General features: G+C 40.7%; 6 protein-coding genes. All 6 read right to left on the bottom strand.

The window, feature by feature from the left end:
• Positions 1-2,540 (bottom strand): non-ribosomal peptide synthetase (locus OGM63_RS02970; RefSeq protein WP_263744019.1); only part of this gene is annotated, 2,540 nt, incomplete at its 3' end.
• A gap of 157 nt (positions 2,541-2,697) precedes the next feature.
• The gene (locus tag OGM63_RS02965) at positions 2,698-4,299 is read right to left on the bottom strand and encodes an MBL fold metallo-hydrolase (protein WP_263744018.1); all 1,602 of its coding nucleotides are present in this window, start codon (positions 4,297-4,299) and stop codon (positions 2,698-2,700) included.
• 202 nt (positions 4,300-4,501) lie between these two features.
• Positions 4,502-14,560, bottom strand: coding sequence for a non-ribosomal peptide synthetase (locus OGM63_RS02960; RefSeq protein ID WP_263744017.1), 10,059 nt, complete (start codon positions 14,558-14,560; stop codon positions 4,502-4,504).
• Between the two features lie 268 nt (positions 14,561-14,828).
• Positions 14,829-14,969 (bottom strand): hypothetical protein, encoded by a 141-nt coding sequence (locus OGM63_RS02955; protein ID WP_263744016.1) that lies wholly within the window; start codon positions 14,967-14,969, stop codon positions 14,829-14,831.
• 351 nt (positions 14,970-15,320) lie between these two features.
• Positions 15,321-20,828: a type I polyketide synthase gene (locus tag OGM63_RS02950; RefSeq protein ID WP_263744015.1), complete on the bottom strand. Its 5,508-nt coding sequence runs from the start codon at positions 20,826-20,828 to the stop codon at positions 15,321-15,323.
• A 304-nt stretch (positions 20,829-21,132) separates the two neighbouring features.
• Positions 21,133-21,831: cupin-like domain-containing protein (locus OGM63_RS02945; protein WP_263744014.1), on the bottom strand; the 699-nt coding region annotated here is incomplete at its 5' end.

Raw genomic sequence — 21,831 nt, 5'->3', positions numbered from 1 at the left:
GATTTGCCATCGGAAAACGGATTGGGGATAAATTTTTCTGTTGTTAGTTCTGGACGGTTCAGGTAACCTCTGGCAACACCAGCACCTCCGATGTATAATTCTCCTGGTACCCCTATGGGTACTGGTTGTAACTGCTTATCTAAAATATATATCTGGGTGTTACTTATGGGACGACCAATGGGAATACTACTTCCAGAAAAAGTGTTTTTGTTAACTTCATAAATACAGCATCCTACAACTGTTTCCGTTGGACCATATTCATTAATCAATCTAGTCCGAGGTGCATATCTTTGCCAAAAAGAAGTTACTTTCTCAGTCAAAGCTTCCCCACCAATGATCAATGCCTGGGTTTGAATTTCTACTTTCTCATCCGCTAACAAATGGCTAAGTATTTCTAAATGGGCTGGCGTAATTTTCACCAAACTAAACTTATTCCCAGAAGATAATGCCACTTGGAGAGATGTCATTTCTTCTTGTTCTGATAAAAGTAATACCTTACGTCCTACTAATAAAGGAGAAAATAAACTGGTAATAGTTGCATCAAAGCTAATAGAAGAATTGACAACACTTCCTTCCCCATCAACAACATGATAATTCTTTGTACACCAGCTTAAATAATTCACTAGACCACTATGGGTAATCATAGTCCCTTTGGGACTGCCAGTAGAGCCAGAGGTATAAATTATGTAAGACAAGTTTTGAGATGTCACAAAACTAACTGGATTATTTGAGGACTGATGGACAAAAGTTTGCCAATCTGTATCCAGACAAATAGTTTGTGCTTGGTGTTCTGGAAGTTTTTTTAAGAATTGCTGCTGAGTTATAAGTATTGGTAATTGTGAATCTGCTAACATATAACTCAAACGTTCTTGGGGATAATTGGGGTCAAGGGGGACATAAGCACCACCTGCTTTGAGAATCCCCAAAAGCCCTACAATCATTTCTAAAGAGCGTTCTACGCACAAACCAATCGGTAGATCAGCACCCACATTCAAAGTCAAAAGGTAGTGCGCCAATTGATTCGCACGGCAGTTTAATTCTTGGTATGTAAGTTGCTGTTCTTCAAAGACAATTGCTATTGCATCAGGGGTTTTCTTTACCTGTGCTTCAAATAGATGATGAATACACTGTTCTTGAGGATAAGGTGTGAAAGTATCATTCCATTCCACAAGCAGTTGGTGTTGCTCAGAGGCTGTGAGCATAGGCAAATCTGCAAGGTGTTGTTGAGGATTGGCAACCATCCCCTCTAGTAAAGTTTGCAAATGCCCAAGCATTCGGTCAATTGTATCAGCATCAAAGCGGCTGGTATTATAAGCAATACTGATAGATAATTGGGAACCAGGGACAACTACCAATGTTAGGGGATAGTTTGTCTGTTCAATGAAGCGAATATCGAAGATTTCTAAACTGCTAATTTGTTGTTGCAAAGATTCATCTATGGGATAATTCTCAAACACAACAATGCTTTCGAACAGAGACATTCCGGGAGCTATGTCACTCCAGTTCTGAATTTCCACCAGTGGACTATATGAATATTGCTCACATTCAACTAATTGAACCTGTAAATCCTTGAGCCAAGGTAACAGTTTCTCTTCACCAGAGACTAATACCCGCAGTGGGAGAGTGTTGATCAGTGGACCTACCATCAATTCTACCCCCACAAGCGATGGCGGACGACCGGAGATAGTGACACCAAAGACTACTTCTGACTCTCCACTGTAACGATTTAGCAATAATGCCCATGCCCCTTGTACTAGATTACTCAGTGTCAGTTGATGCTGTTTTGCTAAAGATTGTAAGGCGGTAGTAGCTTCCACTGTTAACTGAATTTGCTGTTCACTATGATGGCTTAGTGTGGAGTTTGTCAGTGGTCGATCTACTATCAAGGGGGTAGGTGCAATGAAACCTTGAAATTTTTGCCGCCAGAACCTTTCGGATTGAGCTAAGTCCTGCTTCTGTAACCAAGTGATGTAATTTCGGTATGGTGTACTTGCTTGATATTGGAACTTTTTGCCATCACAAAATGCTTGATAACACTCCAAAACCTGCTTAACTATTAAAGGCAAAGACCAACCATCAAGCAGTATGTGATGAAAGCTCCAAACAAAACGGTAGGTATCATCTGCTATACGAATCAAGCCACAGTGCATCAATGGAGCTTGGTTAAGTTTAAAGCCCTGGTCTCGATCTGCTTGTAAAAAAGCTTCTAAGTGATCTTGCTGTTCAATAGGAGATAATGACCGCCAATCATAGTTAACCCAAGGCAAATTTACCGACTTACAAACTATCTGTAGCAGCTTATTAAGCTTCTCCCAAACAAAAGTAGTACGTAAAACTGGATAGTGCTTTACTGCTTCTTGCCAAGCATGTTCAAACGCTGATACATTCAGATGTCCACGGACAGTAAAAATACATTGATTAAAATATACTCCTGACTCTGGGGCATAAACGGTATGGAACAACATACCCTGCTGTATCGGTGACAGAGGATAGATTGATTCAATATTTTTGTTGTTGTCTTGTTTGTTTCCGCTTGTCATTGTTACTCCTACTTTTGATTAATCTCTGCTATCAGTTTGTCGAGTTCTTGTTCATACAACTCAGGATTAATAAACACAGAAGGCAGACATTATCACTTCAAGTTCCTTTTTACTCAACTCAGTCTCAGCAAAATATTAAGTGTTTAAATGTCAGAATCTATGTTAAAATTATCTCTTTTTGAACAAATAATCTTTCCGCTCTAATTCCTCTCATAATACACTCATTGACTAATTTATTAGATTCAATGATTGGACGAGACTCTTCAGTATAACGAATAGACGTAATATACGTTAACCAAGGCTCTTGTCCCATTGCATAAACATAAACGTCTTTAGGATTTAATCGGTTAACTATATCAATAGCTTTTTCATAATTTGAACCATTAAGTCTTCTTGATTGATCCATTTTTCTAACTAATGGATTAGTTAATAATGAACCGTATAACCAAGTTAATGGACCACCATCACATTCCATTCCTAAAAATAGGATGTCAATATCATTTTCCAGAAAATTATGTATGTGTTCGTAAATTTTAGGTTCAATATTATTTGAGTCGGCTCCAATTAAGATTGACTTTTCTTTTAGCTTAATCACATAGGCATTTTTACTTTTAATATTTATATCTCCATGCTCTCCTAGAAAAGGTAAACTAGTAATTATTCCTCCCTCAATGTCAATAGTTTCTAAGTCATCAACTTCTGTAATTATTTCTTTTTTAAATCCTATATTTTGAAGGATTAATTTTAAAGAAGGATCAGCTAATACTCCGCAATTATTTTTAGGAACAATCACATTTTTAGTTTTATAACGTAACTGTAGTAAAGTTTCAAATAAGCAGTGGTCTTGATGATTGTGTGTAATCAATATATAGTCAATACTCTCCGGCAAATCAGCATAAGTATAACGATTAATTCCGCTATCATACTTATAGCTAATCACTGGGTCGCACAAAATACAAGTATCCTTTGACTCAATTAAAATACAAGCATGTCCAAAGTAACGAATTCTCACACCATTCCCATCATATTTAGGGAATTTTTGTGGAACTTCTTCTGTAAAAAAAGATGCAAGTAACTTATCGTCTTGACCTTTAAGACATAGTTTTTCCTTGATACTACCAAATGAATCCGAAAAATTTTTCAGTTTACTCAATTCATCAATGATCTCAGAACTAAAAGGTACATTTAGACGTAAGCAGCTATCATCCTCTAACCTAGGAGTACTAAATACAAAGTGACGCTCATCTTGGTTAATTAAAGAAAGAGAAATACTTTGCATTGATTGATTGTAATACTGACTTTTATACAAAAGTCCCTCGATAAATCGAATTGAAGGATTATTATTTAAGTCATAAACCAACTCAACATAGCCCTTCAATATTTCAGGTATATTCTGATATATGGGTTCAAGAGAATAACCGGTAGCTTCATTCGCTAACATTTTATCAAGAGTTTTGATAGCTTCTGCTAACTCTAGCATCTGAGCTTGCTCTTGTATTGTTTTTTCCATCAATGCCTTAACTTTATCGACTTTACTGGTATTATAATTAATAAATGGACCTCCAATCATTTGTGGATTATCAAGCGCAGAAATATGTACTTGAGGTGCTGCTATAAAGGATCGCATTATTTTTAAATGCGAATTTACTACATACATTGCAGCTGTGACAGGTGGAATCAGATATGACCAAGCGTACCAGTTATTAATTAAAGGTTCTAATACTATGTTTTGTTTCAGGTATATTTTTCTTGTTTCCATTTTCATTTTTTTTGATATTGATTTAGTATTTTTAAATTGCTAACTCTTCGGAAAGCTGTTAACAAGGATGTCAAGGCAATGCACTCGCATTTTCAAAAAAATTATCAAATAGAAAACTTCAGTAAATGTATCTTAGTAACTTAATCTAAAATTAATGGCAAAAACACCTTTTTAATATTTTTTAACTCAGGATTAAAGAAATTTAAAAAACATTGAAGGCAGACATTATATCTTCAAGTTCCTTTTGACTCAACTCAGCTTCAGGAAAATCTGAAGGTGTATAACCGCCTGTATCTGGAGACTGGCAGTGGCTAATCAGAGTTTGTAAAGCCGCCATAAACCATTGAGCCAAACGCTCAATAGTACTTTGTTGATGAAAATTTTGATTGTATGTCCAATTTAGTTGTAATTTACCATTGATCACTAATGCATTCAGCTCAAGTAGATAGTTACGATGTTGTAGAGGGCTATTGTCTGCTCCCCCTGACTCTTGCACAAATTTCCACATAGCAGCAGATGCAGAAAATTCCTGAGCAAACTGCCCTAAGTAGTTAAAACTCACCTGTGCTTGAGGTAAAGCCCTCAATTGCTCTGCATTTTGACTTAAATATCTTAGAATTCCATAACCAATACCCCGTTTTGGTAGACGACGCAGTTGCTCTTTGATAGACTTCAGCGCATCTCCTGGATGATTTTGCTTATCCAGTTGTAAGCGGATAGGAAATACAGATGTAAACCAGCCTACCGTACGTGACAAATCGATATCTTCAAACACTTCCTCTCGTCCATGTCCTTCAAGATCCACTAGTAAAGAATACTGTCCTGTCCACTGTGCAAAGCTTTGCACTAAAACCGTCAGCAGTACATCGTTGATTTGAGTGTTGTAAGCAGAAGGCACTTCTTGGAGTAGTATATTAGTCAGTTCTGCACTTAAAGACACCGACACACAAGCGGTTGTCGCTCTGGTATTAGTCTGTTGATCTAGAGGATAATCTACTGGCAAAAGAGTAATATCTGTGCCAACCTCAGTCAACCAATATTCAAACTCAGCTTTTGGTGATTCTGAATGCCCATACTGTGTTAACTTTAATGCCCAATCCTTGAAAGAAGATGTCTTAGAAGGTAGTTGCATTGCTATCCCGCGACTAAGCTGCTGGTAAGCTGTGTGCAAGTCCTCTAATAAAATCCGCCAGGAGACACCATCTACTGCTAAGTGATGTATGATTAGCAATAAACGATTTGATTGATTGACACCATAGTCAAATAATGCTGCTCGTAATAACGGTTCAGCAGAGAGGTTGAGGCTTGCTTGTAGTCTGTTGCCAGTAGCCTCGAAAGCTGCTGGTCGCTTTTCTAGCGAAATTTCTGACAAATCTACAATGCTCAAAAGCACTGTTTCTTCAAAAGCAGCGTTAATTTGCTCCCAACCTGAGTCAGAATGCGTAAACCTTAGACGTAAGGCATCGTGATGTTTCAACAATTGCTGCAATACTTGCTCCAAGATATCTGCTTTTACGTCTTTTGGTACTTCCAACACAACCGATTGGTTAAAGTGGTGTGGTTCAGGCATATTTTGCTCAAAGAACCAGTGTTGAATCGGCGTCAAGGGTAATGCTCCAGTCACCAAACCTTGTTCTGCTTGAATTCTCTCTGTTGTACCTGCAACTATTGCTAAATTAGCAATTGACTGGTTTGCAAATAGTTGTTTGAGACTGACCTGAAGTTTTGCCTGATTTGCTCTAACGATAATTTGAAGGCCAAGTATAGAATCACCACCAAGTTGAAAGAAGTTGTCGTGAATGCCAACTTCCTTGACTCCCAAGACATCAGCCCAGATATCAGCTAGTATCTGTTCAATGGAATTTCGGGGAGCAACAAAGCTAACTTCTAGTTGTGAACGGGAATCAGGAGCAGGTAAACTACGACGGTCTACCTTACCGTTAGGAGTGAGTGGTAGAGTTTCTAGCATGACAAATGCTGTTGGAATCATGTACTCAGGTAGCTTGGTATGGAGGAATTGCCGTAATTCCCCAATAGTAGGTGGTTGCTGTGAATCAGGGACAAGATAGGCAACTAAGCGTTTATTACCGGGAGTATCTTCACGAACGATGACCACTGCGGAGAGGACATTGGCATGTTGGCACACAATAGCCTCAACTTCACCTAATTCGATACGGAAACCGCGAATTTTAACTTGTTGATCGATGCGTTCTAGGTACTCAATATTACCATCTGGCAAATAACGTGCCAAATCACCAGTTTTGTACAACTTTGCATGTGGGTCATCACTAAAGGGGTTGGGGATAAATTTTTCTGTTGTTAATTCTGGGCGATTGAGATAGCCTCGTGCCAGTCCCGCACCACCAATATACAATTCTCCAGGTACACCTATTGGCACTGGTTTTAGATTTTGATCCAGCAGATAGATTTGTGTGTTCGAGAGGGGACGACCAATAGGGATAGTTGTAGCTGTTGCTGATACATTTTTGACACAATACCAAGAAGTAAAGGTTGTACTCTCAGTGGGTCCATACACATGTAGTAATTGCTGTGGCCCACCATTTTCAAGTACTTGTTTGACTGTTCCAGGATCAACAGCTTCGCCACCAAACAGCAGATATTTTAAAGAATTAAATGTGTGGGGGACAAGGCTGACTAACTGATTGAATAAGGCTGTTGTCAAGAACAAAACACTAATTTGTTCTTGGTAAAGCTGTGTAGCAAATTCTTGAGGTGAAAGGACAACATCCTGAGTTATTCCTACCAGTTTTGCCCCATGCAGAAGTGCGCCCCAAATTTCAAAGGTAGCAGCATCAAAAACAGCCTTTGCAGCTTGAGCAACTCGGTCTTCCGGTTCTAGCTGGATGTAGTTGGTATTTAAAACTAGTCGATTGATAGCTTGATGAGAGACTGCTACCCCTTTAGGTGTTCCTGTTGATCCTGAAGTATACATTACATACGCCAAGGAACTTGGGACTAGACTATTGTTAAGATTCTCTTGGCTAAATTTAGTGATTTCATCCCAGTCTGAATCTAAGCAAATTACTTGTGCCCAGTAAGAAGGTAGTGCGTCTAGGAGATGCTCTTGGGTCAACAGTACTGGCGATTGAACGTCTTCTAATATAAATGATAGACGTTCCAAAGGATAGGTTGGATCAAGAGGTACGTACGCCCCACCAGCTTTGAGGATACCTAATAATCCTACAATCATCTCTAAAGAACGTTCTACACACAAACCAACTAACACATTTGCTCCAACACCTAGATTCGAAAGATAATGAGCCAATTGATTGGCACGGCAGTTTAATTCTTGGTAAGTAAGTTGCTGGTCTTCAAAGATAACAGCCATAGCATCAGGGGTTTGCGTTACCTGCTGCTCAAACAATTGATGGATGCATTTGTCTTGAGGGAAGGAAGTGAGAGTATCATTCCATTCCACAAGCAGTTGGTGTTGCTCAGAGGCGGTAAGTATGGGCAACTCTGCAAGGCGTTGCTGAGGATTGACGACAATTGCTGCCAGTAAAGTCTGCAAATGTCCCGTTATCCGCTCAATGGTGCTGGCTTCAAACAGGTCAGTATTGTACTCCCACAATCCCACTAATTCTTGACCAGTGTTCTCGAAGGTTAAAATTAGATCAAATTTAGCTGTTGTGGTATCTACTGTTAATGGATTTAAAATTAAGCCAGGAAGCTCTATTTCTGGCACAGGCGCATTCTGCAGTACAAATGCAACCTGGAAAAGAGGTGTGTAACTCAAGCCACGTTCAGGCTGTAGTGCTTCGACCAGAAGTTCAAATGGCAAGTCCTGGTGAGCATAAGCATCCATCGTCATTTCCCGCACTCGCCTGAGTAACTCTTCAAAGCTGGGATTGCCTGATACATCAGTACGAAGGACTAAAGTGTTTACAAAAAAGCCAATTAATCCTTCTATTTCACTGCGGTTACGGTTAGCAATTGGAGAACCAACGACAATATCATTTTGCCCTGTGTAGCGATAGAGCAAGATGTTATATGCTGTTAACAGCGTCATGAACAGTGTGACTCCTTGTCGCCGACTCAGTAAGTTCAGTGCTTGCGTCAGTTCGCTGCTGAGTACAAATGATTGGTTGGCTCCTCGGAATGTTTGTACAGCAGGTCGGGGTCGGTCAGTGGGCAATTCTAGTAAAGCTGGTGCATCTGCTAGTTGTTTTTGCCAATAACTCAGTTGCGACTCAAGCACATCTGCTTGCAACCATTGACGTTGCCACACTGCAAAGTCAGCATACTGAATTGCTAATTCTGGTAACGGTGAAGGTTGACCTTGAGCAAAAGCACGGTACAGTGTTGCTAACTCTTGAATGAACACACCCATTGACCATGCATCAGAAACAATATGATGCATACAAAACACCAATATATGTTCTGTCTGAGATAGTACCAATAAGCTCATTCTGATCAGCGATTCCTTTGCTAAGTCAAAGGGACGGTGTGCTTCTTGAGTTATTAATTGTTGAGTGGCAATTTCTTGTTCGTTTTTGCGTATATATTGCCAATCGAGTATTGATAGTGCCCAAGAATCAGCAGGCTGAATAATTTGAACTGGTTGACCGTCTAGTGTAATGAAGTTGGTGTGTAAAATTCTGTGGCGGCGAATGATTTCCCTCAGACTTTGTTCTAGCGCACTTACTTGCAACTGACCACTCAAACTTACTGCTCCTGGGATGTTATACGCTGTATTATCTGGCTCTAATTGCTCTAAAAACCACAACCGTTGTTGTGCAAATGACAATGGCAGATTTTTATCTGTGGCGATCGCCTGCAAAGGTGGAGCTAAAAGTTTAGGTCTATCGTGTTGCAACTGTTGAATGCACTCAGCAAAGTCGGCAATGGTAGCAGCTTCAAACAAACTGCGTAATGGTAATTCTAAGTTAAAGGCAGTGCGTACCCGTGACAGTAGTTGTGTTGCTAGTAGGGAGTGTCCTCCCAGTTCAAAGAAGTTGTCATAAATACCCACATACTCTACTTCCAAAACATCAGCCCAAATAAGTGCTAGCATCTCTTCGGTGGGAGTTCGTGGAGCAACGAAACTTCCTTCTCGTTCACTAAGTAACATCTCTGGTACTGGTAGGGCATGGCGATCTACTTTACCACTGGGAGTCAGTGGCATGGCTTCTAGCATTACGAAACCAGAGGGAATCATGTACTCTGGTAGCTTATCTTTAAGAAAACTTCGTAATTGACCGATACTTAATCCTTGTTGTTGAGGAACAATATAAGCCACTAAACGCTTCTGTCCTGGTGTATCCTCTCGATCAATAACTATAGTTTCTCGCACATTTGGCGCTTGACTCAGTACTGCCTCAATTTCACCTAATTCAATACGGAATCCCCGAAGTTTTACTTGGTGATCAATTCGCCCCAAAAATTCAATGCTTCCATCTGGTAGCCATCTCCCTAAATCTCCTGTTTTGTAGAGGATATCTCCATCAGTTCCTGGCAATGGTTTAGCTGTACTAGAAAAGGGATTTGGAATAAAGTTTAAGCGAGTTAACAGTTCATTTTGCCAGTACCCTAAACCTACCCCATACCCTGAAACACAAATTTCCCCTGGTACTCCAATTGGTACTAATTGCATTTTTTCTGAGAGAATATAAATATTTAGATTAGCTAAGGGCTTACCAATTGGTAATGTTCTTTGATTTTCTAGTAAAGGCTTGTCAATAATATATTGACTGATATCATCAGATGCTTCACTTGGGCCATAAGCGTTAATTACGCTAATTGAGGAATGTAGATTAAGCCACCGATTTACTGAGTCTACCGATACAGTTTCTCCTGTAACCATCATCCACTTCAGGTGGGGTAAAGCTCTTTGCTCACTTGATAGCTTCTCTAAATAATTGATTAAGCCACCGAAAACAACTGGTACTAATTCAACAATAGTGATTCTTGCTTTTTGAATAACTGAAAATAATTTTTCTGGGTTACAGACAGTTCCTGTGTCTACGATAACAGTCTTGCCACCAATCAATACAGGTGCGAGAAATTGCCAAACTGAGATATCTGAAGAAACTGGAGCACTTTGTAAAAATCTCAAATCTTCAGTTAATTCCAGTGCTTCATACTGTGCATAGATATGGTTAATAGCTCCACCATGTCTAATGATCGTTCCCTTAGGGAATCCTGTTGAACCAGACGTATAAATCATATAAGCTGGCTCAATTCCTTGAACTTCTATATCTAAATTTTCTTTTGAAAAATGTTCAAATTCTGATTCCTCACGCAAGTGAATATCTTCAGGTAAGGTGACATAATTTATTTGAATTGATTCGCTATGTAAGCAAATTATCTCCTTCAATTCGCAACAATCTTGAAATAAGTCCTGATTTTTTTCTACGCAAGAATATTCCGAAAAAAGAATCTCAATTTTGCTATTCACTAACATATATTTGATTCTTTCTTGGGGATAGGATGGATCTAAGGGTACATAGACTCCACCTGCTTTTAATATTGCAATAATTGCGACTAAAAAATCTGCTTCTCTCCGCTTTAAAATACCGACAAATTCTCCTTCTTTTACTCCTAAATGCTGTAAAAATCTAGCTATTTGATTAGCTTTTTCATTAAGCTTTTGGTATGTCAACTGAATCTCTTGAAACTCTACAGCAATTTTATTTGGAGTTTGCTTAACCTGTTCTTCAAACAATCTATGAATTGTTTCAGTCACAGGATAGTTTCTGGTATTGTTATTAAATTTTTCTAATAATTGATTTTTTTCTGATTTCGTTAGGATATCAATTTCTAATAAGTGCTGGTTGGGATTGGCAACAATTTCTGTCAGTAGCGTTTGAAAATGTCCTGTCATCCGCTCTATGGTACTGGCATCAAACAAATCAGTATTGTATTCCCATAACCCTACTAATCCTTGAGGACTGTTTTCTAAAGTTAAAGTCAAATCTAACTTAGATGTGAAATTCTCTACCGAGATTACACTCCAAGTTAAGTCATAAAACTTCATCGACCTAGTGGGGATAGCCTGATCGAGAATGAACATGACTTGGATCAGTGGTGTGTGGCTTAAGTCTCGTACTGGCTGTAATGCCTGGATCAACTCCTCAAAAGGCACATCTTGATGATCGTAAGCTTCAAGCGCCACTTTCCGCACTCGCTGTAGCAATTCATGAAAACTTGGGTTTTCTGACATATCAGTGCGGAGCAGTAAAATGTTGAGAAAATAACCAATCAATCCTTGAATTTCACGGCGATTTCGATTAGCAATAGGAGAACCTACTAAAATATCAGCCTGTCCTGTATAACGGTAAAGCAAAGTATTAAATGCTGCCAACAGTGTCATAAACAGGGAAACCCCTTCTCGCCTACTCAGCAACTTAAGCGCCTTGCTTAACTCATTAGACAATGCGAAGGATTGATGTGCACCTCGCGGAGTTTGTACAGCAGGTCTTGGTCGGTCAGTGGGCAATGATAATACAGTTGTTGCACCATCAAGATGTTGTTTCCAGTAAGCTAATTGGGATTGAAGTACATCACCTTGTAGCCACTGTCGTTGCCACACTGCAAAGTCAACATACTGGATGGGGAGTTCTGGTAGTGGTGAAGGCTGATTTTCAATGAAGGCTGAGTATAATGCTGCTAACTCTTTCACAATTATGCCCATTGACCAACCATCAGAGACAATGTGGTGCATTGTCAGTAGCAATATATGGTCTGTATTAGATAGTTTGATTAAGGTAGCACGTACTAACGGTTCCTGCGCTAAATCAAAAGGGCGCTGTGCTTCTATTGTTGCTAATTGTTGACTTTCGATTTCTTGATCGCTCTCTGACAAATGTTGCAAATCTATAACTGACATTGTCCAAGAAAGGACAGGGTGAATGATTTGAAGTAGCTGCCCATCTTGTGTAATGAAGTTAGTGCGTAAAGCCTCGTGGCGGCGAATGATTTCCCTAAAGCTTTGCTCTAAAGCAGTCACTTTTAATTGACCTTGAAGACGCACCGCTGCAGGAATGTTATAAAGGGGACTGTTTGAATCAAACTGGTTCAGGAACCATAACCGTTCTTGAGCAAGAGACAATGGTAAATTTGTATTTCTTGCTACTGCTATTAAGGGTGGTGCTTGCAGTTTTGATAGATTTTCCCGTAGTGTCTGAATGTCATCAACTGCAACAGAGGATTGGACAATATTTTCAAGTTGCTTTGTTATCGAAGGTTTGACTAAAAAACCTCCTGCTCGCAGCGCTTCTATGCTATCCTTGACTGCCTGAATAACATAATCGATATCTTCATCGGTATGAGCACAAGAAAGGAAACAGTTACGCCCTTCCCATATATAGACACCTCTGAACAACAAGTGATAAAAGAATAAGTCCAAATTTCCTGAAAAGACAAAGCGAAATAAGGAACCAAAATGTATAACCCGGATGGGTACATCTTCTTGTTCAAAGTAAGTGTTTAATGTTGTAACAAACTGTAATGTACGCTGGTTTAACTGCTCCTGAAGAGCAGGACCTTGGTCTTTGAGATGCTGAAGTACAGCTCGTGCTACAGCCATACCCATATGGTTTTTATTAAAGGTGCCAGCAAAAACAGTCTTTTCTGCTAATGGATAGGAAGCGTCTCCATAATTCCACACGCCACCATCGATTCCATCCATGTAGGTTGCTTTACCAGCTACAACCCCAATTGGCATTCCTCCACCGACAATCTTGCCATAGGTAGCGATGTCTGCTTCAACACCAAACCACGCCTGTGCACCACCAGGATGAATGCGAAAACCTACAAGTACCTCATCAAAGATAAGTGCTATATTTTCTGTAGCTGTTAATTGCCGTAATTTTTGTAAAAATTCCTTTGGCTGTAAATCGGGTTGGCGGCTCTGCACAGGCTCAACTAACACAGCAGCCAACTCATGAGCATGAGCTTGTATAATGTCAATGGATTTAGGATCTCCGTAATTCAGTACTAGAACATCCGCTACTGTATGTTGAGATATTCCTGGAGCCATTGGTGTACCAGAAAACTGACCTGGCAATGCTTTAGCTAAGACTCCATCAAAATGACCATGATAGGAACCAGTAAATAGAGCAATTTTAGTCCGACCTGTTGCTGTACGTGCTAGACGTAACGCTGTCATGACAGCTTCTGTGCCTGAATTACAAAAGGCGACTCGCTCCATACCTGTCAGTTCACAAATCAGCTGTGCTACTTCTGGCGCATAATTTGATTGGGGACCAATTTCTATGCCTTGCTGACTCTGTTCTTCTCGAGCGGCAGTAATAAATGGTGGAGCATGACCAAAAAGAAGCACGCCAAATCCCATTGTGATGTCTACATACTCGTTACCGTCTATGTCCCAGAATCTAGCACCTCGCGATCGCTCTCCAACAATCGCATAAACTAGTTCTTTGGTAGAAGGGCGGAATCCTGCCACAGACCTGCTATCAGCTAGAACTGACCGATAGGTTTGTGCTCGTTGCTTTGATTTTTGAGTGCGCTTATTATAATTTGTAATAAATAGTTGCAAATGCTGTTTTTGCTGTTCGTTTAGTTCGTTTGTTGAGGGTGGTGGAACTTGAGAGGGTAATGAAGATATTTTAGCACTTGCGAAGTCTTTTTCTGAAACTCGGTTCTGTTGCGTTTTCTTCGGAAAATGATCTGCAGACACTTTTACTTGATCTGCTGGTTGAGACTGTCTCTTCTGGGATGACAATAAACTTCTTGAAGATGAACTGTTGCTGTGCAGGATCTCCAGTTGCTGAGATATCACTTGGGATACAACTTGGAGCTGCTGTGTCATAATGCTTGTGAGCGTTGTTTCCGTTACCTGTAGACTCTCGTTGCTATTTGGTATTTCAGAGTTGCTAGGAACGGAGATTGCTGGAGTGGTCAATTGAGCTAGCTGTTGCTGTTGTTTCTGTGGCTGTGAGTTGAGAGATTGTAAATCTGCTGGAGTCTCCTCTGGAGGCAAACTTTGATCGATATAAGAGGCTAAAGCATCTAGGGTCGTCAGTTCTTCAAATAATTGACGCAGATTTATTTTTATACCATAAGTAATTTCTACAAAACTTATAATATCAATCAATACAAGTGAGTCCACACCCATCTCTACAAAAGGAGTATAAATATTGACTTCATACGGCTCTGCTTTTAACAAATCTGTAGCGTTTGTATGTAATTTTGAAAGGATATTATCTCGCCGGGTTTTTTTAGAAGATACATCCAATTCCACACCAGATAGCTTTGTACCAACTTCTTGTCTTTTCATTTCAAGTACCCATAAGATCTAACCTAACAATTTCTAGTCCCTTATGCAATAAGCTCTCAATACCTTTGTGAATAGCTTGTTCAGGTGTAATGAGACTGGAGCATATCCTTACCGTCTGTTAATTATCAGGAATAGTCACAATTTTTCTAAATTCAGTATATCACTTAGTTTCTATTAAGGACTTCCAGAAAATAAATTATTACATAAACAATAATAATCAGTATAAGGAGGTGAAGGGGCTTCACCCCCTTTTTCTCGTAACTAGGACTTACACATTGACAGAATATACCAAATATGAAGTATGAATTTCAGGCATTAAAACCTGATTTTTTGATGCTATTTTGGCGATCGCTACCCATATTTTGGTGATTGTCATCCATCCTGGAACGACTAAATTCGATTTATACACATGATGTCCTATTTGAGAGCGTGCATAAGTCCTAATAACTTAAATAATAACTGGGTTTTTGAGTGTGGGAAATAGTGCCTATAGTATTAACCGATTCCCTTAAAAGGTTGTTGAGTGAAACTGCATTTCAACTCAAATTATCAAAAATCAGAGCCAAAAATTAGAACAATTATTCATGTGACACTTTCGGGTGCGGAATCTGGGCTTAAAAGCACGGGGTTCTCACTTTCCCTCACAAAATTTCATACAGGAAGATGTTTCTTTTGGGACTTGGCTATATTGTGTTTTTTTGGAAGAGTGAACAGGAGATGGTGCTGTTTGGTGAACCGATTGAGAGTGTCCGTTCTGCGATTAAGACAAACTCTCTGGAGACAAGCCGTTGTCGCGTAAAACTTCCAACTGCTGAGATACAATCTGGGACACAACTTGGAGCTGGTGCTTCATGATTCTTTCGATCGCTGTTTCAGGTAGCGTTGCGCTCTCCTCCCTACCCAGTTTGTCATACCTCGTAGGTTCAGCAAACCTACTAGCAGTGCTGTGTTGAGTTGACTGTTGTGCTTCATATTCAGGCTCAAGTGCTTGTGAATCTGTGCTCGTCTGCTCAGGGGGCAAAATCTGATCTATGTAGGACGCTAAAGCATCAATGGTTGACAGTTCTTCAAATAATTGACGAATGGTGATTTTGATACCATAAGTGATTTCTACGTAGCCTATAGCATCAATTAGCATAAGCGAATCAGCCCCCATTTCCAGGAATGGAGTATGAACATCAACTTCAGATGGAAGCGCTTTTAACAAATCCGTTGTGATGGAATGCAATTTTAAAAGGATTATATCCCGCCGATGTCTTTTAGACAAACCGTCTAATTGGGGATCAGATACTTTTGCATTCACTTTTGCACCAAATTGTTTTCCATCTATTGTGATCTCTTGTTCTGGAATCCAATAATGTTTTCGCTGAAAAGGATAAGTCGGCAATTGGACAAGATAACGAGAATAATCACGGTCAAAACCAGACCAGTCTACTCGCACCCCACGTACATATAGTTCCCCTAAACTCTGGAGTATTTGCTGCCAATCCCGGTGCTCTGGTCGCAAACTAGGTAGCCAAACTTGATCCCCCTTGGGCAGACATTTGCGCCCCATTCCCAACAATGTTGGTTTTGATCCGATTTCTACAAATATTTCATAACCTTCACAGTGAAGCGTTTGCAGACTCTTAGCAAATTCGACTCTTGAGCGTAAATGGTGACACCAATATTCACAATTGATGCTTTCACCAGATAATCGCTTTCCTGTGACGTTAGAAATGATGTCAATTTGGGGAGCTAGGTAGGTAACACTGGCAGCCACTTGACGGAATTCTGCCAGTATTGGCTCCATCAGTGGGGAGTGAAAGGCATGGGAAGTTACAAGCTTTTTCGTCTCAATTCCCGCAACTTCAAGGACAGTACAAATTTCTCGCACTGCCTGGTGCTCTCCAGAAATCACCGTATTGTCAGGTCCATTGTCGGCAGCAATTGCCACTTTCGAGACATCAATGTCCGTCACCGCACGAATAGCTGCCTCTGTTGCAAACACTGCCACCATCTCTCCCCTTTGTGGCAGATTTTGCATCAAGCGTGCTCGTTGGGCAACTAGCTTGAGTCCATCCTCTAGGCTGAAAACTCCCGCCACACAAGCGGCTACATACTCCCCAAGACTATGACCCATCACCGCAGTCGCTTCTACACCCCAGGATTTCCAAAGCTGCGCTAGGGCATATTCTAGAGCGAATAGGGCAGGTTGGGTGTAAGCGGTTTGATTTACAAGCGAAGTGTCTCCCGATTCAGAGTAGAGGACTTTTAGGAGTGACTCACCCAGGTAGGGTTGGAGAATTTCATCACACCGATCTAGAGTTTTGCGAAAACTGGGTTGGGTTTCGTAGAGTTGGCGTCCCATCCCCAGATACTGAGAACCTTGTCCGGTGAATAAAAATGCTATCTTTGGCTGAGTGTTCTCTTGTATCCGCCCTGTTTGGGTCCCTAAAACTTCCTGCTCAGTTGTAAAGGCAGCTAGTTTTTCACACAATTGGGGAATGTTCGAGACGACTACACTCAACCGATTTTGGAAATGCTCGCGTCCAGTGTTTGCTGTAAAGCAAATATCTCCTAAAGCTAAAGCTGGATTGGCGGTTAGATATGTCTGATACCGAGTTGCTAACTCAAATAGCGCCTTTTCTGTTTTCGCTGATAGAGTCAGCAGATGCTCTGGACGCTCAACTGCTGTTGTTACAGGCGATGATGTTAGCGCTTCTTCTATAATGATATGGGCGTTAGTACCACCTATACCAAAAGAACTAATCCCGGCTCTTCGCAAGCCAATAGATTCCCAGGCACACAACTTTGCATTCACCTGAAACGGTGTTTCTTCAAATGGAATCAGCGGATTCGACTTTTCAAAGTGCAGACTTGGGGGTATTTGTTTATGTTGAATAGCCAAAATAACTTTGATCACCTGAGCAATTCCGGCAGCACATTCTAAATGCCCAATATTTGTCTTAACAGAACCAATCTTACAAAACTGTTTGCGCTCTGTGAATTTGCGAAAAGCCTTCGTCAACCCTTCAACTTCAATTGGATCTCCTAAGGAAGTACCAGTGCCATGAGCTTCTACGTAAGAAATTTCGTCTGCTGATAAACTGCCCGCCTCCAAAGCTTGACAAATCACCTCAGTCTGAGAGCGTGGATTCGGAGCTGTTAGCCCGTTTGTCCGACCATCATGATTAACTGCAGTCCCCTTAATCACCGCATAAACTCTATCCCCATCCTTTAAAGCTCGACTCAGAGGTTTAAGCAGTACCGCCCCTGCCCCTTCTCCTAAGACAATCCCATTAGCTCGACGATCAAAGGTTAAGCAGCGTCCATCGGGTGAATGCATCTTCATGCGGCTCATGGCAACATAGTATTCTGGGGACAACAAGATATTCACTCCTCCAGCTAAAGCCGTGGTACATTCTCCTTGGCGCAAGCTTTGACACGCCATGTGCAACGCCACAAGCGACGAGGAACACATTGTATCCACTAAAACCGAAGGACCACGAAGGTTGAGCAAGAACGATACACGGTTAGCAATCATAGCATTTTGATTGCCGATTCCTGCACTGTAATCTGATGAATTTAAAGCAGGCGCGATACGTTGATAATATCCGTTATTGCTACACCCAACAAAAACACCCACCTGAGTCTGAGCCAATCTTTCTGCTGAGTACCCGGCGTTTTCCAAAGTCTCCCAAGCCACTTCCAAAAAGATCCGTTGTTGCGGATCCATCAATTGGGCTTCTCTAGGTGAGATTTGAAAGAAAAGAGGATCAAATTGATCAATACCATCAATGAATCCTCCCCATCGGGAATATGTCTTGTTAGCTGCTTGAGGATCATCATCATACCAATCCTGCCAATCCCACCGGATGCTGGGTATTTCACTGATTGCGCTTTTGCCTTCACGCAGGAGTTTCCAAAACGATTCCAAGTCTGGCGATTGAGGAAAACGGCAACCCATGCCAATGACAGCAATATCCTCAAGGGCAGATGAACCTAACTGGTTAGCTGAACTGGAAACAGCTGATTGTTGCTGAGGAATCAGGTCAAATGATTTAGAAGATTTCCAGTTAGGTAACATATATTTCTCTAATTTCGTTCCAAACATTTGAACCAGATACTGGCTGAGTTCGGCAGGCGTAGGATATTCAAAGAGTAAAGTGGGAGAAAGAGAAATATCAAAATTTGTCCCCAAAGTTTCTATAATTTCTAGAGCTTTGAGGGAATCGATACCAAGGCTATGAAAGCTTTTATTAAGAGAAACCAGGCTAGGCTTTTTCCCCATAGAGTTAGCAATTTGCTGCACAATGGTTTCTTGGAGCCAATCAAGTAACAACCTGTGTCTGACTTGTGTCTCAATTTGACTAGAAGACTTTTCTAATTCGCTCTGAGTGCTAGATGCTGTAAACGAACTCGGTGAGTGAGAAGGGGAGGGCGTCTGGGAAGGAGGGAGGGCGTCCGGAAGTGAGGAAAAAGAATTTTGCAACAACAATTCATGCGGTTCTCCTTGACTTTTGGGTTGAGAGTTGGTCGCAGTATGCAAACTATTCAAAGTTCCAGCCAAAAATTCTCTTCGACAAGCATGGCGCTGAATTTTCCCACTTGAAGTCTTGGGAAGACTGCCTGTTTTGAGCAGCACAACAGCATAAACTTGTAGCTCGTGCTGTATCGATACGGCAGTCTGGATAGCCTCAACCACCTCTTCGACATTTAGTTTCCGCAAGTAACTCCGCTCGACTTCTTGAACAACTACCAATTGTTCAGAGCCATCAAAGAGAATTTCAAACGCCGCACCGGAACCTGGTTTTAGTGCCGGATGGCTTTGCTCCACTGTCAGTTCAATATCCTGGGGATAATGATTGCGACCCCGGATAATTATTATATCTTTGAGTCGCCCTGTAATGAACAACTCACCATTGTGCAAAAATCCCAAGTCCCCAGTACGCAGAAATTGTCTTGGACTTTCTTCGGTTGTATCTGCGGGGTAAGCATTAAAAGTCTTTTTTGTTTCTTCTGGTCGATTCCAATAGCCAATGGTTACACTTGAACCTTGCACCCAAATCTCTCCCACTTGGTCAGCAGGACACTCAGTTAAAGATTTGGGATCAGCGATCGCAATTTTCTGGTCGAGCCAACTCTTGCCAACACCAACGATTGCTCGGTTCCCCTCTTGTTGACCCGCAGCCACTACCACTCGGTTTTGCTCCAGTGCTGCTCCCTCGACTTGGAGGACAATCGGTGAAGCTGTTTTCAAACCCCCAGAAATAATTAAGGTCGCTTCAGCCATTCCGTAGCAAGGGTAAAATGCCTCTTTGCGGAAGCCGCAAGGAGCAAAAGTATCAGCAAATCGCTCCAGAGTCATGGATCGAATGGGTTCAGATCCATTGAAAGCAACTTCCCAACTACTCAAGTCAAGACTCTGGAGTTGTTCTGGCGTAATCTTGTCAATACACAGGTCATAAGCAAAGTTAGGTCCACCACTGGTGGTTGCTTTGTAGCGGGAAATTGCCTTTAGCCAGCGCAAAGGTCTCTGGATAAATTCTCCGGGTGATAATAGATAACTTGGTATGCCTAAATACAAAGGCTGTAACACATTCCCAATCAGTCCCATGTCATGGAATAAGGGCAACCAACCTACAAATATACTTTCTTCTGTGTGTTGGAATGCCTTTTTAATCATTTCCTCGTTGTGCAGCAAATTCCCATGACTTACCATCACCCCTTTGGGTGTCCCTGTAGAACCCGAAGTGTACTGGAGGAACGCCAGTGTGTTATTCCACAACGTCGGAGTCTGCCAATCCAGACCAATGTTACTGGCAATATTGTCGGTTGCTATGCTTTGTATTGCTGCTAGTTGTGGTTCTTCTGAAAAGCTTTGTTCAATATTAGTCAATACAGATTTTGTAGTGAGGGCAAGAGTTGCCTGTGAGTCTTTCACAATACTTTGCAACCGTGTCATGCGCTGATTGCGTCGAGGTGGATACATAGGAACAGCCACAACCCCTGCATATAAACACCCGAAAAAAGCAGCAATAAATTCCAGTCCTGGTGGGTAGAGTAGCAAAGCCCGTTCACCTGTGGCTTTCATGGTTTGAAGCTGAACAGCAATGGCTCGTGCTTTTTCGTCTAACTGTTGATAAGTTAAGCTGACTTCTTCTGTTTCTCCGCCTCCCAAAAAAGTATAAGCTAGCTTATCTGGTTGGTAGAGCGCTCTGTAACGTAAAATGTCAACTAAAGTAGTGCAGTTAAGCAAATTTGCTGAATTTAAGTTGTTACTCATACCCTTGTCCATAGACTGCTTTGATGAGTGAATCAATAATAGACGTTCTTGAATTCGCAGATTCAGTTAATTTTCAAGCCTTGAAACATAAGGCTTGTTTCTCGATATTTTTTCAGCACTATTGCTGCCATCTCACTTAATCTTGCACATAAGTCAAGTATGATTTATCCCCATTTTTTCTACTAAGACTATACTGTATTTATAAAGTAAATATATCTTTTTAATCGGGATGTTTTTTTGATGTTAAACATATGCCCTTCAAAAATAATACCCGATTTTTCTCTCTTTTTTTGTTTAAGTTCGGCTAATTTATTTTTTCTCCAGAGTTGTGAGACCTTCGTACTACAAAATTCTTGAGAGTTTGCCAAATCAGACCAGGTATCTGTGCTAAATATCGCCTTCCAGGTGAGCAAAAATACTCTTTAAAATCTGCCTTCCACCAGAAATTAATAGAAATATTTAGCCGATCAAGAGAGTAAACTTGATGCCACCAAAAAGCTGGAATAAAAAGCATTTCACCTGGTTCCAGCAGACACTCAATATATTTTGATTTTTGAAAGTTAGGAAATTTATCAATGTCGGGCTTGTCAATATTTATTAATTGACTCATGTTTAGTATTTTTGAATGTGCGGGAAAAGGATATAGTAGAGAAGTTTGTTTTGGTTCAAACAGCAAAATCCGCTTTCGACCACGTACCTGAGATAACAAATTTTCTGACAGGTCGTGATGTAACGGTGAGATATTACCACCAGTACCTATCCAGAGATTTGTAACTTGTAATAACTTTTTATCAATGTAATCTGGAACTTCAATATCTGGGAGTAGTTCGGGAAAGGTGATTTTCATTGGACTTTCGACGAGATAATAGTATTCGTCAGTTGTTTTTTCCTGAATAATCCAATCCATAAAGTCAGTAAACTTCATTGTTTTTTTAACTCTAGTAAACCCAGCTTCTAGATCAACCATAAATATTTGGTCTTTGGAAACGTTTACATTAATTTG

Source organism: Plectonema radiosum NIES-515, from assembly GCF_025753815.1.
GTDB lineage: Bacteria > Cyanobacteriota > Cyanobacteriia > Cyanobacteriales > Nostocaceae > Hassallia > Hassallia radiosum_A.
Note: the sequence above shows the minus strand (reverse complement) of the source record. Positions and strands in the feature narration are given on the sequence as shown.